At 66.9% G+C, this 16,003-nt stretch carries 5 protein-coding genes; all 5 read left to right on the top strand.

The window, feature by feature from the left end; all coding sequences use genetic code 11:
- Positions 1-1,222, top strand: a 1,222-nt coding sequence (locus VFZ66_14000; protein ID HEX6290301.1) for an AMP-binding protein, incomplete at its 5' end; no start/stop codon positions are given.
- The gene (locus VFZ66_14005; GenBank protein HEX6290302.1) at positions 1,215-4,289 is read left to right on the top strand and encodes a beta-ketoacyl synthase N-terminal-like domain-containing protein; all 3,075 of its coding nucleotides are present in this window, start codon (positions 1,215-1,217) and stop codon (positions 4,287-4,289) included. The genes VFZ66_14000 and VFZ66_14005, both read left to right, overlap by 8 nt.
- Before the next feature lie 31 nt (positions 4,290-4,320).
- Entirely contained in the window at positions 4,321-11,658 is a 7,338-nt protein-coding gene (locus VFZ66_14010; GenBank protein HEX6290303.1) for an amino acid adenylation domain-containing protein, read from the top strand.
- 40 nt (positions 11,659-11,698) lie between these two features.
- Positions 11,699-13,087 carry an MFS transporter gene (locus VFZ66_14015; GenBank protein HEX6290304.1) on the top strand — a complete coding sequence of 463 codons (1,389 nt, stop codon included), beginning with the start codon at positions 11,699-11,701 and terminating at the stop codon, positions 13,085-13,087.
- A 148-nt stretch (positions 13,088-13,235) separates the two neighbouring features.
- Positions 13,236-15,809 (top strand): lantibiotic dehydratase, encoded by a 2,574-nt coding sequence (locus VFZ66_14020; protein HEX6290305.1) that lies wholly within the window; start codon positions 13,236-13,238, stop codon positions 15,807-15,809.
- Positions 15,810-16,003 lie beyond the last annotated feature (194 nt).

Genomic DNA, 16,003 nt, shown 5'->3' on the forward strand with positions numbered 1-16,003 from the left:
GCAGGTGACAGTCGCGCACTTTGTGCCGTCGCTGCTCCAGGTGGTGCTGGACGCGCCCGGCCTCGACGGCTGCGATCGGCTGCGCGGCGTTTTCTGCGGCGGCGAGGCGCTGCCCAGAGATCTGCCGGAGCGCTTCTTTGCCAGGTTGGACGCCGATCTGATCCAGTTCTACGGCCCGACCGAGGCATCGATCAGCGTGACCGCCTGGGTCTTCCAGCCGGACACGTCCGACCAGGAGGTGCCGATTGGACATCCGATCGCGAACACGCAGATCTACCTGCTCGACGCGCGGTTGCAGCCGGTGCCGGTGGGCGTGCCCGGCGAGCTGTACATCGGCGGGGCGCAGCTCGCGCGCGGCTACAACGGGCGACCGGATCTGACCGCCGAGCGCTTCATCCCCGATCCGTTCAGCCAGAATCCTGGTGCGCGGCTCTACAAGACCGGCGACCTGGCGCGCTACCGCGCCGACGGCGCGATCGAGTTCCTGGGGCGGATCGACCATCAGGTGAAGATTCGCGGCTTCCGCGTCGAGCTGGGCGAGATCGAGACGGTGCTCCTGCGCCATCCCGACGTGCGCGAGGCCGTGGTGCTGGCGCGCGAGGATCAGCCGCCCGCAGGCGGGCACCCGGACAAACGGCTGGTGGCGTATGTGGTAGAACAAAGAACAACGGAACAAACGGAGAACCAAGAACTCGGAACGTTGAACACGCAACTCCGTGCCTTCCTCGCCGATCGCTTGCCCGACTATATGCTGCCGAGTGCGTTCGTGGTGCTGGATGCTCTACCCCTGAACGCGAACGGCAAGGTCGATCGGCGGGCGCTCCCAGCGCCGGATGCGCAGCGACCGGCGGAGCGGGTCTATGTCGCGCCGCGCACCGAGCTTGAGCGCACGCTGACCGGAATCTGGCGCGATGTGCTGCGTGTCGAGCATGTCGGCATTCACGATAATTTCTTTGAGCTGGGCGGTCACTCGCTGACCATGGTTCAGGTGCATAGCGCGATCCAGACGACGCTCGACCGCGAGATTCCGATGGTCGATCTGTTCAAGTATCCGACGATCGGCGCGCTGGCGGCGTATCTGAGCGCGGAGCAGCCGGAGCGCTCCACCGACGAGCCGCGCATCGATCGCGTCGGGACGCGGCGCGAATCGACACAGCGCCAGCAGGGCCGTCGGCAGCAGCACCGGGCCGCGCGCAGACAGAAGGTGGGTCGCGATGAGTAACGCGGATACGATGGATCAGGCCATCGCGATCGTCGGCCTGGTGGGGCGCTTCCCGCAGAGCCGCGATCTCGATACGTTCTGGCGGCATCTGGCCGCTGGCGATGAGCTGATCAGGTTTTTCTCCGAGGAGGAGCTGCTGGCGGCGGGCGTTCACCCGGCGACGCTGCGCAATCCCGCGTACGTCAACGCCTTTGGCGCGCTGGACGATACCGATCTGTTCGACGCGACCGCGTTTGGCTACACGCCGCGCGAGGCCGAGATCATGGACCCGCAGCATCGCTTTTTCCTTGAGTGTGCCTGGGCGGCGCTCGAAGACGCGGGCTACGATCCCGATCGCTATCCCGGCCTGATCGGTGTCTTCGCCGGGAGCAACATCAGCACCTACCTGCTCTTCAACCTTGCGGCCAACCGCGAGGTGCTCGCGTCGGTCGGGCTGTACCAGACGTTGATCGGCAATGACAAAGATCATCTGACGCTGCGCACCTCGTACAAGCTGAACCTGCGCGGCCCCAGCGTCACGGTCCAGACCACCTGCTCGACCTCGCTGGTGGCGACGCATCTGGCCTGTCAGAGTTTGCTCAACGGCGAGTGCGACATGGCGCTGGCGGGCGGCGTCTCGATCGGCGTGCCGCAGAATATGGGCTACTGGTACTCCGAGGGCGGGATCATGTCGCCCGACGGACACTGCCGCGCCTTCAGCGCGGAGGCGCAGGGCACCGTCGGCGGGCACGGCATCGGCATCGTCGTGCTCAAGCGGCTGGCCGATGCGCTGGAGGACGGCGATGGTATCCGCGCGGTGATTCGCGGCTCGGCGATCAACAACGACGGCACGGCCAAGGTGGGCTACACAGCGCCCAGCGTCGAGGCGCAGGCGGCAGTGATCGAGGAGGCCCAGGCCATCGCGGGCGTCGATCCCGACACGATCAGCTACATCGAGGCGCACGGCACCGGCACCACGCTCGGCGATCCGATCGAGATTACGGCGCTAACCCAGGCGTTTCGCGCGCAGACCGATCAGACCGGCTTCTGCGCGCTCGGCTCGGTCAAGACCAACATCGGGCATCTCGACGCCGCCGCCGGTGTCACGGGGCTGATCAAAACGGTGCTCGCGCTGCAACATCGGCAGCTTCCGCCCAGCCTGCACTGCCAGCAGACCAATCCCCGGATCGACTTTGCGCGCAGCCCGTTTTTTGTCAATACCGCGCTGCGCGAGTGGCGCTCCGACGGGCCGCGTCGCGCTGGCGTGAGCTCGTTCGGCATGGGCGGCACCAACGCGCATGTGATCGTCGAGGAAGCGCCGCAGCCTGAGCCGTCCGGCCCGTCGCGGCCCTGGCAGGTGCTTACGCTCTCGGCCAAAACGCCGACCGCGCTCGACACGGCGACCGCCAATCTGGGGGCGCATCTGCGGCGGCACCCCGACCTCAATCTGGCCGATGTCGCCTTTACGCTCGGCCTGGGTCGGCGCGTCTTCAGCCAGCGCCGGTTTCTGGTCTGCCGCGACGTGGCCGACGCGATGACAGCGCTGGAGTCGCGCGATCCGACGCGGATCTTCTCCTACGCCCAGGAGCAGCAGCGCCGCCCGGTCGCGTTCCTGTTTTCGGGCCAGGGCACGCAGTATCCCGGCATGGCCCGCGCGCTCTACGCCGCCGAGCCGACGTTTCAAGAGACGGTCGATCGCTGCTGCGAGCTGCTTCAGCCGGATCTCGGCATCGATCTGCGGACGCTGCTGTATGGCGAGGCCGATTCGCTGAGCGAGGCGGCGGCGCAGCTCGAACAGACCGCGCTGACGCAGCCCGCGCTCTTCGTGATCGAGTATGCGCTGGCGCAGCTCTGGATGTCGTGGGGCGTGCGGCCCGATGCGCTGATCGGCCACTCGATCGGCGAGTATGTCGCGGCGACGCTGGCGGGCGTCTTCTCGCTGGAAGACGCGCTCGCGCTGGTTGCGCTGCGTGGCCGCATGATCCAGGCGCTACCCTCAGGCGCGATGCTGAGCGTGCCGCTGCCGGAGCAGGAGGTCGCGCCGCTGCTCGGTCCTGAGCTGTCGCTGGCGGCGGTCAACGGCCCGGCGCTGTGTGTCGTCTCCGGCCCGGCGGCGGCGATCGACGAGCTTGAGCGCCAGCTTGGCGCGCGCGATCTCGCCACGCGGCGGCTGCACACGTCGCACGCCTTCCACTCGGCGATGATGGAGCCGATCGTCGCGCCGTTCGCCGAGCAGGTCGGGAAGCTTCGGCTCAGCCCGCCCGCGCTGCCCTTCATCTCGAACGTCACCGGCACCTGGATCGCGCCGGAGCAGGCGACCGATCCGCGCTACTGGGCGCGGCATCTGCGGCATGCGGTGCGCTTTGCCGACGGTCTGGCCGTGCTGCTACAGGAGCCTGAGCGCATCCTGCTTGAGGTCGGGCCTGGGCGCGCGCTGAGCACCATTGCGCGGCAGCACCCCGACCCGACGAGTGGCCGCACGATTCTATCGTCGCTGCCGCACGCGCAGGACGAGGCCGACGATCTGGCGTTTGTGCTCGGCACGCTCGGCAAGCTCTGGCTGGCGGGCGCGTCCGTCGATTGGGAGCGCTTCTACGCCGACGAGCAGCGCCAGCGCGTGCCGCTGCCGACCTATCCCTTCGAGCGGCAGCGCTACTGGGTCGATCCGCAGAGCCAGGGCTTGCAGCTTAGCGCGAACGCTGCGGAGTCCCAGGCGGAGCTGCCGCCCTCGGAGCCGCAGATCACAGGCCCGGCGGCGGTGCATCCGCGTCCCAGCCTGATGACCGAGTATGTCGCGCCGGACAACGAGTTCGAGCGCAGCATCGCCGCGATCTGGCAGGAGATCCTGGGCATCGAGCAGGTCGGCGTCCACGATAATTTCTTTGATCTGGGCGGCCACTCGCTGCTCGCCACCCAGTTGATCGCGCGGCTCCGTGAGGCTTTTCCGGTTGACCTGCCGCTGAGCAGGCTCTTCGATGCCGTCACGGTCGCGAGTCAGGCCGAGGTGATCGAAGAATTGTTGATTGAAAAGCTCGAAGAGCTACCCGAAGAAGAGGCGCAGCGGCTGATGGCGAAGATGTTTCGCTAACGCCCGGTCGCTGCTGTGATAGAGGTACATCATGTCTAAGTCGGACAGCCTTTCCGAACGACGATCGCAGCTCTCAGGCGCGAAGCGCGCGCTGCTGGAAAAATGGAAGCGCGGCGAATTCACGACGACCGAGGGCGAGATTCCGCGCCGCGCCGCGACGGGACCGGCTCCGCTGTCGTTTAATCAGCAGCGGCTCTGGTTCCTCGATCAGCTCGTGCCGAACAGCCCGGCCTATAACATCCTTACCGTCGTCCGTCTCAGCGGGCCGCTCGACGCCAGCATTTTCGAGCGCGCGATCAATGAGATCGTCAGGCGTCACGATTCGCTGCGCACGGTGTTTCCCACCGTCGACGGGCAGCCCGTGCAGGCGGTCGCTGCCGCGCTCTCGGTCGCAATGCCGCAGATCGATCTGCGCGCGCTCGATCCGGCGGGTCGCGACGCCGAGCTGCAACGGCTGATCGAGGCCGAGACGCGCCAGCCGTTCGATCTGGCGCAAGGGCCGCTGATCCGCGCCAGGCTGGTGCGCCAGGCCGATACGGAGTATGTGCTGCTGCTGGCGATGCATCATATCGTCTCGGATACGTGGTCGTTCGGCATCTTTGTGCGCGAGCTGGTCGCGCTTTACGGTGCGTTCGTCGCGGGCCAGTCCTCGCCGCTGCCGGAGCTGCCGATCCAGTACGCCGATTTCGCCGAGTGGCAGCGCGAGCGCTTGCAGGGCGACGTTCTGGCCGCGCAGCTCGACTACTGGAAGCAGCAGCTTGGCGGTCATCTGTCGGCGCTTGAGCTGCCGACCGATCATCCGCGCCCGCCGGTCCAGACCTTCCGAGGCGCGGCCCAGTCGTTCGTGCTGCACAAAGACCTCGCCGACGCGCTCAAGGAGCTGAGCCGCCAGGAGGGCGTGACGCTCTTCATGACGCTGCTGGCGGCCTTCCAGGTGCTCATGGCGCGCTACAGCGGCCAGGAGGATATTCTGGTCGGCTCGCCGATCGCGGGTCGGTCGCGCGTCGAGACGGAGAATCTGATCGGCTTTTTCGCGAACACGCTGGTGCTGCGCACCAACCTGGGCGGCAATCCCACGTTCCGCGAGCTGCTCAAGCGCGCGCGCGAGACGCTGCTGGGCGCGCATGCCCATCAGGACGTGCCCTTCGAGCAGTTGGTCGAGATCCTGCATCCTGAGCGCGACATGAGCCGCAATCCGCTGTTTCAGGTGATGTTTGTGCTCCAGAACACGCCGTCGACCAACCTGAAGCTGCCGGGCATTACCGTCAGCGCGGTTCCGCTGCAAAGCTCGACCGCCAAGTTCGACATCTGGCTGTCGATCGAGGAGCATGCCGACGCGCTGTACGCGATGATCGAGTACAACACCGATCTCTTCGAGGCCGCGACGATCGAGCGCTTGCAGGGCCACTTCCAGAGCGTGCTTCGCAGCATCGTCGTCGATGTCGCGCAGCCGATCCTCGATCTGCCGCTGCTGACCGATGCGGAGCGCGCGCGGCTGGCCGAGTGGAACGCGACCGACGTGGACTATCCCACCGATCGCAACATCGTGCAGTTGTTCGAGGCCCAGGCCACGCGGCAGCCCGATGCCGCCGCGCTGGTCTTCGAGGGGCAGACGCTCAGCTACCGCGAGCTGAATCGCCGCGCTAATCACCTGGCGCATCATCTGCGCTCGCTCGGCGTCGGCGGGTGCCCTCAGGGCGAGACGCTGGTCGGCGTGTGTGCGGAGCGCTCGTTCGAGCTGGTGATCGCGCTGCTGGGCGTGCTCAAGGCGGGCGGCGCGTATGTGCCGCTCGATCCGACCTATCCGCTGGATCGGCTTCAGTTTATGCTCGCCGACGCCGCGCCGCCCGTGCTGCTGGTGCAGAGCAAGGTGCTCGACGATCTGCCGGAGCTGTTCGACGGCGTGCGGCAGAGCGTGGTGCGTCTCGACGCCGACTGGAGCGAGATCGCGCAATCCCCGGCTCACAATCCGGCGCTGCTGACGACCGATGAGCATCTGGCGTATATGATCTACACCTCCGGCTCGACCGGCCTGCCCAAGGGCGCGCTCAACACCCACCGCGCGATCCGCAACCGGCTGCTCTGGATGCAGCAGGCGTTCCAGCTTACGCCCGACGATTGCGTGCTGCAAAAAACGCCCTTCAGCTTCGATGTGTCGGTCTGGGAGTTTTTCTGGCCGCTGATCACCGGGGCGCGGCTGGTGGTGGCCCGGCCAGAAGGCCACAAAGACAGCGCCTACCTGACGCAGTTGATCGTCGATCAGCAGATCACGACGCTGCATTTCGTGCCGTCGATGTTGCAGGTCTTTCTCGAAGAGCCGAATGTGACTGCCTGCCGATCGCTGCGGCGCGTGATCTGTAGCGGCGAGGCGCTGCCCTTCTCCTTCCAGAAGCGCTTCTTCGAGCTGCTGCCCGACGTGGAGCTGCATAATCTCTACGGCCCGACCGAGGCGGCAGTTGACGTAACGTGGTGGGCGTGCCGTCTTGACTCCGGCCTGTCGACGGTGCCGATCGGCAAGCCGATCGCCAACGTGCGGATTCATCTGCTCGATCGCCGCTTGCAGCCGGTGCCGGTGGGCGTGCCCGGCGAGCTGTTCATCGGCGGCGTACAGGTTGGGCGTGGCTATCTCAAGCGGCCCGCGCTGACCGCCGAGAAGTTCGTGCCCGATCCCTTCTCCCAGGAGCCGGGATCGCGCCTCTACCGCACCGGCGATCTGGCGCGCTACCTGCCAGACGGCAACGTCGAGTTTCTGGGCCGCCTGGACGATCAGGTCAAGGTGCGCGGCTTCCGTATCGAGCTGGGCGAGATCGAGGCGATCCTGCGGCAGCATCCCGCCGTCCAGACGACCGCGGTGCTGGCGCGCGAAGATCATCCGGCGGGTGCCCCTGGGGCGAAGCGGCTGGTGGCGTATGTCGTGCCGAGCACTGCGAAGGCCGGGGGTGTGGGGGTGTCCCCCACAAGTTCTTCCCCCTCTCCCCTCGCAATGGGAGAGGGGGTTGGGGGTGAGGGCCGCAACTCCGAACTTGAAACGCGAAACTTGGAACTTGGAACGTTAGCCTCTGAGCAGGTGACGAGCTGGCAGCAGGTCTTCAACGACACCTACAGCGCGTCGCAGGCCGACGGCGACGGCACCTTTAATATCGTGGGCTGGAACAGCAGCTACACGGGCGCGGCGCTGCCCGCGCAGGCGATGCAGGAGTGGGTCGATCAGACCGTCGCGCGGATTCTGGCGCGGCAGCCGAGCAAGGTGCTGGAGCTAGGCTGCGGCACCGGCCTGCTGCTCTTCCGTATCGCGCCCGAATGCGCGAGCTACTGGGGCACCGATCTGTCGCCGACCGCGATCGACTACCTCAGGCGGCAGCTTGCCCGACCGGAGCTGGATCTGCCGCAGGTGACGCTCTTCCAGCGCAGCGCCGACGACTTTGCGGGCATACCGGAGCAGCATTTCGATGTGGTGGTGCTCAACTCGGTGGCGCAGTATTTTCCAAGTGTCGATTATCTGCTGGATGTGCTCGACGGCGCGGCGCGAGCCGTGGTGCCCGGCGGCGCGATCTTCCTTGGCGATCTGCGCAGCTATCCGCTGCTTGAGGCGTTCTACACCTCGATCGAGCTGTACCGCGCGCCCGACTCGATGACCACGACGCAGTTGCAGCACCGCGTGCGCAAGCTGATGGCGCAGGAGCAGGAGCTGGTGATCGATCCGGCGCTGTTCTACGCCCTGCGCGACCGGCTGCCGATCGCCCGCGTCGAGATCCTGCTCAAGCGCGGCCACGATCACAACGAGCTAACGCGGTTCCGCTACGATGTGATCCTGCACCTGGGCGCGGCGCAGCCGCCGCACGATGTCCGCTGGCTCGACTGGCAGGCCGATGGCCTGAGCATCGCCGCCGTGCGTGAGATCTTGCGCGCCGACGCTCCCGATCTGCTTGGTATCGCCCGTGTGCCGAACGCCCGTCTGTCGCTTGAGATGCAAGCGCTGGCACAGATGCGCGCCGCCGCCCGGCCCGCGACCGTCGATGAGCTGCGCGCCCAGTTGCGGCGCGACGGCAGCGCTGTCGATCCTGAGGCGATCTGGGCGCTGGAGGCCGAGCTGTCCTACGCCGTCGAGATTATGTGGTCCGCCAATGGCGCTGACGGCTGCTATGACGTGATCTTCCGGCGCGACGGGGCGGCCAGCGCGAACGCCCCGGTGATAACACCAGCCGAGGAGCGCGCCGCGCCGCGCCCGTGGAGCGCCTACGCCAACAGCCCGCTCTATGATCAGCTTGCGCGCCAGCTTACGCCGGAGCTGCGCGAGCATCTTCAGGAAAAGCTGCCCGACTACATGATCCCCTCGGCGTTTGTGCTGCTGCCGTCGCTGCCGATCTCGCCCAACGGCAAGCTCGACCGGCAGGCGCTCCCGCCGCCGCCGCAGGCCGTGCCCGAACTGGAGCAGGATTTCGTTGCGCCGCGCACGCCCGTCGAGGAGACGCTGGCGCGGATCTGGTCGCAGGTGCTTGGCCTTGAGCAGATCGGCGTCCACAACAACTTCTTCGCGCTCGGCGGCGACTCGATCCGCAGCATGCAGATCGTCGCGCGGGCAACGCAGGCGGGCCTGCACATCACGCCCCGGCAGATGTTCCAGCATCAGACGATCGCCGAGCTGGCCGCCGTGGCCGAGCCGATCGCCGGTGTCGAGCAAAGCCTGGTGACGGGGCCGGTGCCGCTGACGCCGCTTCAGCGCTGGTTCTTCGTCCAGCCGCAGCCCTGGAGTCGCGTGCTGCTGCTGGAAACGCCGCCCGATCTCGACGCCGCGCGGCTGGAGCAGGCGCTACAGGAGGTCTGGACCCATCACGACGCGCTGCGTCTGCGCTTCGAGCGGGATGCCACGGGCTGGCAGCAGCACAACGCCGGGCCGGACGATCCGCCGCTGCTTGAGCGCCGCGCCTGCACGGCGCTGGATACCGCGACGATCGAGGCAGCCGCCGAGCTTCAGTGCGCGCTGTACCCGACAAACGCGCCGCTGCTGCGGGCGGTGCTGCTGGACGATCCCGACGGCGGATCGCGGCTGCTGCTGGCGATCCATCAGCTCGTGGCCGATGCCGAGTCGTGGCCGATCGTGATCGAGGATCTGCGACGAGCGTACCGCCAGCCTGGCGAGGGCGAGTCGGCGCAGTTGCCGCCCAAGACCGCCGCGTTCAAGCAGTGGGCCGAGCGGCTGGCAGCGCTGGCGAACGAGGATGTCCCCATCGGCGAGATCGACTACTGGCTGGATCGACGACGCGCTACGGTCGGTAGGCTGCCGGTGGACTCGCCCGCCGACGGGTCGGGCGACGCGCCGCGGCGATTCGCGATCACGCTGGACGCCGCGACGACCGCCGCGCTGCTCGACGGGGCACATCGCGCCTATCGCACCCGCGCCGAGGATCTGCTGCTGGCGGCGCTGGCGCAGGCGGTGATGGGCTGGGCTGGATCGCGCAGCCTGCTGCTCGATCTTGAGCGCAGCGCACGCCAGCATGCCGCGATCGACCTGGATGTCCGGCGCACGGTCGGGCTCTTTACCAGCCGCTTCCCGCTGCTGCTTGAGCTGAACGATACCACGCCGGGCGGCGCGATCAAGGCGATCAAGGAGCAGCTTCGGGCCGTGCCCAGCGACGGCCTTCGCTATGGCATGCTGCGCTATCTGAGCGCCGATGCCGCGCTGCGCGAGCGGCTGGCGGCGCTGCCCCAGGCGGCGATCCGCTTCGCCTATCATGAGCCGGACGCGCCGCAGGCAGACGAGCTGTTCGGCGTGGCCGACGATTCGCCCGCGCCGCCGCAGCCGAGCTACCAGCTTGAGATCGACGCGCAGGTTGTTGATGGGCGGCTGCGCCTCGTGTGGATCTACCGCGACGCGACCTACCGCCGCGAGACGGTGGCGGCGCTGGCCCAGGCGACAGAGACGGCGCTTCAATCGCTGATCGACCACTGCCTGTCGCCGGGCGCGGGCGGCTTCACGCCCTCGGACTTTCCGCTGGCACGGCTCGACCAGGCGACACTCGATCGTATCCTCAGCGAGCGGCAGCACGTCGCCGACATGTACCCACTTGCGTCGATGCAGGATCACAAGCTGTTCCAGTATGTCAACCACCCTGAGCCGGGGCTGTACCTCGTGTATGGCACGTTCTTCTTGCAGCCGCTCGATCCTTCGGCCTTTGAGCGCGCCTGGCACACGGTCATCGCGCGCCATCCGATACTGCGCACGTCGTTTGTCTGGGAGGGGCTGGAACGTCCGCTGCAAGTCGTTCACGATCGGGTCGATTTTGCGGTCCAGCGCCTCGACTACCGGCACCTCGCGCCCAACGAGCAGACCGCGCAGATCGAGGCGTACGTCGAGGCGATCCGGCAGCGCGGCTTCGATCTATCGCGCGCGCCGTTTACGCATGTGGCCTTGTTCCAGGTCGGCGAGGACGCCTACCATTTTCTGTGGACCTTCAACTATATGCTGCAAGACGGCTGGAGCTTTCCGCTGCTCTTCAAGGATCTCTTTACCTTCTACGATATGTACGCGCGCGGCGAGGAGCATCCGGTCGAGCTGCCGCGTCCGTACCGCGACTATATCGCCTGGGTCTACCAGCAAGATTTGGCGGCTGCCGAAACGTTCTGGCGTCAAACCCTGCACGGCTTTACCAGGCCCACGCCGATCGTCGCGCGCGCGCCCGGCAACAAGCCGGAGCCGGTCGACGGCTACATCTCGTACCAGCAGCTTTTGTCGGTGGCGGCCTCGACGGCGCTGCGCTCGCGGGCGCGACAGCACCAGTTGACGCTCAACACGCTGCTCCAGGGCGCGTGGGCGCTGCTGCTGAGCCGCTACACCGGCGAGCGCGACGTGGTCTATGGCTCGGTCATGTCGGGCCGCCCCGCTGATCTCGCGGGCGTCGAGTATATGGTCGGCTCGTACAATAACTTTCTGCCGGTCCGCGTGCAGATCGAGCCGGACGCGCCGCTGCTGCCCTGGCTGCGCGAGTTTCAGGCGCAGCATCTTGAGCTGCGGCAGTATGAGTACACGCCACTGCGCAAGATCAAGGCGTGGAGCGATGTGCCCGACGATCTGCCGCTCTTCGAGAGCCATCTAACCTTTGAGAACTTTCCGATCGATACGTCTGTGATGCAGAAAGTGTCCAGCTCCGACGTACAGCCCGTCACCGGCGAGACGCAGACCGAGTTTCCGCTGCGTGTGTCGATCTGGCCGTTCCGTGCGCTGGTTTTGCTTTTGTCGTATCATCGACGCTACTTCGATCCCGCGACGATCGAGCGGATGATGGCCGACTATTGCGCGATGCTAGAGGGCATGGCGGCGCAGCCTGAGCAGCGGATCGGCGATGTGCTGGCGCTGATCAGGCGGCCATGAGGCCCGCAAACCGAAAGCGGATAGCAGACAGGAGCGTACCATGAAACAAGCTCAAGCAGCGGAACAGGGCGCGGCAACGCGCGGCATGCAGACGTTCATGCTGATCTGGATCGGCCAGTTGGTTTCGATCCTGGGCACTAATCTGACCGGCTTCGGCCTGCCCGTGTGGATCTACCAGCAGACCGGCTCGGCGACGCAGCTTACGCTGCTGTCGTTCTTTGGCTTTCTGCCGGTCATCCTGCTCTCGCCCTTCGCCGGGGTGCTGGTCGATCGCTGGAATCGGAAGACGACGCTGATCCTGAGCGATCTCGGCGGCGCGCTGGCGACCATCTCGCTGGTGCTGCTGCTGTGGATGGATCGCCTGGACGTCTACCTGATCTATCCGATCGTGATCATGAGCGGCTGCTTCGGCGCGTTCCAGTTTCCAGCATTCGCCGCCGCGATCACGCAGCTCGTGCCCAAGGATCAGCTTGGGCGCGCCAGCGGCATGATGCAGCTTGCGCAGGCGATCGGGCAGTTGCTAGCACCGGCAATCGCGGGCGTGCTGGTGACGACGATCGGGCTGGAAGGCGTGATCTTGATCGACTTCGCGACCTGTCTGTTCGCGATCGGGACGCTGCTGCTGGTGCGTATTCCGAATGCCGAGCGCTCCGCAGAAGGCGAGGCGGCGCGCGGCTCGGTGGGGCACGAGGCGCTCTTCGGCTGGCGGTTCATCACCGCGCGGCGGGGGCTGCTGGCGCTGCTGCTCTTTTTCGCCGCCAGTAACTTCCTGATGGGTACGATCGTCGTGCTTTCGACGCCGCTGGTGCTGGCCTTCGGCACGGCGGTCGAGCTTGGCCTGGTGCGCTCCGTCGCGGGCGTCGGCATGGTGGTCGGCGGCGTGGTGATGAGCATCTGGCGCGGGCCGAAGCGCCGGGTCTACGGCGCGCTGGGCGGCATCCTGCTCTCCGGCATCAGCATGATGATCGCGGGGCTTGCGCCATCTGCCATCCTGATCGCCATCGCCGCGTTTTTCTTCACGCTGGGCATGCCGCTGGTCGGCGCGTCGAGCCAGCCGATCTGGCAGAGTAAGGTACCGGTGGATTTACAGGGCCGCGTCTTTGGCGTGCGCAGCACGATCGCGACGGCCTCGATGCCGCTGGCGTATCTGATCAGCGGTCCGCTGGTAGACTATGTGTTCGAGCCGATGATGGTTCCCAACGGGCCGCTCGCCGGGACGTTCGGCACCGTGATCGGCACCGGCGAGGGCCGAGGCATCGCGCTGATGTTTATCATCATGGGCTTTCTGGCGGTGCTGGCGGTTGTCGCGGGCTATATGTATCCGCGTCTGCGCTTCGTCGAGGACGAGCTGCCCGATGCGATCCCCGACAATCTGCCTGCCGAGGAGGCTGCCCTGGCCGAGCAGCAGCCGCAGCTTCAGCATCTCTAGGGGACGAGAGAACCAGGAACGGGCGCCATTCCCAGAGGGCGCCCGGCACACCAAGAACCAAACGAAAGAACAAGGGCCGTGGAGCCGGGGCGGGTGCCCGCTGGGCCTGGGTGAGGGCCTCAACTTGGAACTTGGAACAAGGAAAAGCATGGATATACCAGAGCAAGCTACCCGCGACATGGAGCGCCCGCAGGCAGCGGAAGACGGTGCGCTGCCCGATCATCTGGCTGAGCTGAGCGCCGGTCGTTGGGCGATCTGGCGCTGGGCAGGGCTGCGCGGCGCGGGCTTTCCAGCCGCGCAAGTCCTCAGCCTGGCCGCTACCGATGGCGCGGAGGCCGCCGATCGGCTGATCCAGGCCAGAGACGATCTTGAGCAGGCGCGCGAGGCTGCGCGGGAGGCGCTGCGCCAGGAGTTGCAATCGGCTCCACAGGATCAGGTCGATCCGCTGGTGGGGGCGCTGCGCCGGTTGAAGAAAGGCAAATTGCCCGATCCCGGCAGCGTGAGCGGCGCGGCGTCGACGGCGCTCCTGGCGCTGGGTACGGCTCACGAGCACCTGGAGGCGGCTCAGGCCGCGTATGACCTGGCGTTTCCAGAGGCGGTGCGTGCCATCTCGCTGGCGGTGCGCTCGGTCGCGCAGAGCGCGCGCTTTCAGGAGGCGCTGATCTGGCAAAATCGCCAGGCGTTTCATACGGGCGTCGAGCCGCTGCTGCGCGCGCCTGCGGAGAAACGAGGCAGCCAGCAGCGCCAGCACGAGGAGGTGATCGCCAGCTATGTGCAGCGCTACTGCACCAAGAACGACACGATCGGCTTCTTCGGACCCGCTGGCTGGGCACGCTTCGTCGATCAGGGACCGGCGGTAACGGCTCGTCCGGGGCCGGAGCTGATCGCCAATCGCAGCGTCTACTTCGAGGGCTGGTGTCTCGATACGCTGGCAAAGAAGCTGTCGGAGCACAAGGCGCTGCTGCCGTGGAGCGCGCCGCGCCGCATGCCCTCGATCTACGCCGAGGGTGACAAGCTCTACCTGCCCTTCGAGGGCGTTGCGCAGCTCACACCCGCTCAGACGATGGCGCTGCAAGCGTGCGACGGCCAGCGCACGGCCAGGGAGATCGCGCAGCAGTTGACGCGCGCGCCCGCCAGCGGCCTCACAAGCGAGGCCGAGGTCTATAATCTCTTGAAGGCGCTGCGCGATCGCGGGCTGATCGCCTGGGCCTTTGAGCTGCCGCTGGAGCTGCGGCCTGAGCGGACGCTGCAACGGCTGCTGACGCGCATCGGCGATGAGTCGCTCCGCCGTCAGGCGCTCGGCGTGCTCGAACAGCTCGACGCCGCTCGTGGCCGCGTGGCGCGCGCGGCGGGCGATCCCGTGGCCCTCGATCGCGCGCTGGACAACCTTGAGACGACCTTTACGCGCATCACCGGCACCGCCGCGACTCGCGCGGCGGGCAAGATGTACGCCGCGCGGACGCTGGTCTATGAAGATTGTCGGCGCGATCTGGATCTAGAGCTGGGGCCGGATCTGCTTAAGACGCTCGGCCCGCCGCTGGCGCTGCTGCTCACAGGCGCGCGCTGGTTTACCTTCCAGGTCGCGCAGCGGTTCCGCACGGCCTTTCAGGAGATCTACGCCGAGCTTGTCCGCGAGACTGGCTCGTCCGCCGTGGATCTGGTCGAGTTCTGGCTCAGGGTGCAGCCGATCCTGCTCTTTGGCGATCACTCGCCGCTGATCGCCGATGTGACACGCCAGTTTCAGGAGCGCTGGGCGGAGATTCTGGCCCTGCCCGCCGGTCAGCGCTCGGTTGTGTACTCCTGCGACGAGCTGCGGGAGCGCGTGCAGGCTGCGTTCGCCGCGCCCGGAGCTGGCTGGCGCTCGGCGCGCTATCACAGCCCCGACGTGCTGATCGCCGCCGCGAGCATCGACGCGATCCGCCAGGGCGCGTACCATCTGGTGATGGGCGAGATGCACCTGGGGATCAATACGCTCGGCGCGGCGTTCTTCATGGCGCAGCATCCCGAACCTGCGCAGCTTCATATGGCGCTGGAGCGCGATCTGGCCGAGCCGAGCCTGGTGCCGGTCACGCCCCGGAATGTGGAGCGGTTGACGACGCGCACCCGCCCGGCGCTGGTTTCGTCCAAGGACTATCGGCTGGTCTTCGCCCACGACTCGGCGGGGATTTCGCAGGCGCGAGCCTTGCCGATGGGCGCGCTGCTGGTGGAAGATCCCGGCGACGGCATTCGGCTGCGCACGCGCGACGGGCGGCTGCACTTCGATATTATCGAGGCGTTCTCGCTGATGCTGTCGGTGATGGCGGTCAACAACTTCCGCCTGGTCGCTCCTGAGGCGCACCAGCCGCGCATCAGCGTCGACCGGCTGGTCGTCAGCCGCGAGGCGTGGCGCTTCGATCCGGCGGAGATGGCCTTTGCCAACGAGCGCAGCGAGGCCGAGCGCTTCGTCGCGGCGCGGCGCTGGGCGCAGACACACGGCATTCCGCGCTTTGTGTTCGCCAAGCTGCCGATCGAGGTCAAGCCGTTCTACGTCGATTTCGATAGCCCGATCTACGTCAATATGTTCGCCAAGCTGATCCGGCGGATGCAGGCGTCCGACTCGCCGGAGCGGCTGGTGACGGTCACGGAGATGCTGCCGGGGCTGGATCAGACGTGGCTGCCCGACGCCGAGCAGCGGTGCTACACCAGCGAGATTCGGATCGTCGGCGTCGATCTCAATCCGTAGCCCTTGCAGGAGCCGCTCAGGGCTGCCGCGATAGACAGTCGAATAAGTAGCGAATTTTGACGAATCTTAGCCACTTCCAGCAGGGGTGGCACGCACGATCCGCGCCGACCGCAGCCGCGAAGCAACACAGAGCGGGTGGAACAGCTCCACCCGCTCGCTCTATCTCTGCTGCACTGCGGCTCTCTTACGGCAGC

This window comes from Herpetosiphonaceae bacterium (genome assembly GCA_036374795.1).
In the GTDB taxonomy this organism is placed as follows: Bacteria; Chloroflexota; Chloroflexia; order Chloroflexales; family Kallotenuaceae; genus LB3-1.

Coding starts and splice junctions, on each gene's coding strand:
- VFZ66_14005 (HEX6290302.1), top strand. CDS start 1,215: ATGAGTAACGCGGATACGATGGATCAGGCCATCGCGATCGTCGGCCTG.
- VFZ66_14010 (HEX6290303.1), top strand. CDS start 4,321: ATGTCTAAGTCGGACAGCCTTTCCGAACGACGATCGCAGCTCTCAGGC.
- VFZ66_14015 (HEX6290304.1), top strand. CDS start 11,699: ATGAAACAAGCTCAAGCAGCGGAACAGGGCGCGGCAACGCGCGGCATG.
- VFZ66_14020 (HEX6290305.1), top strand. CDS start 13,236: ATGGATATACCAGAGCAAGCTACCCGCGACATGGAGCGCCCGCAGGCA.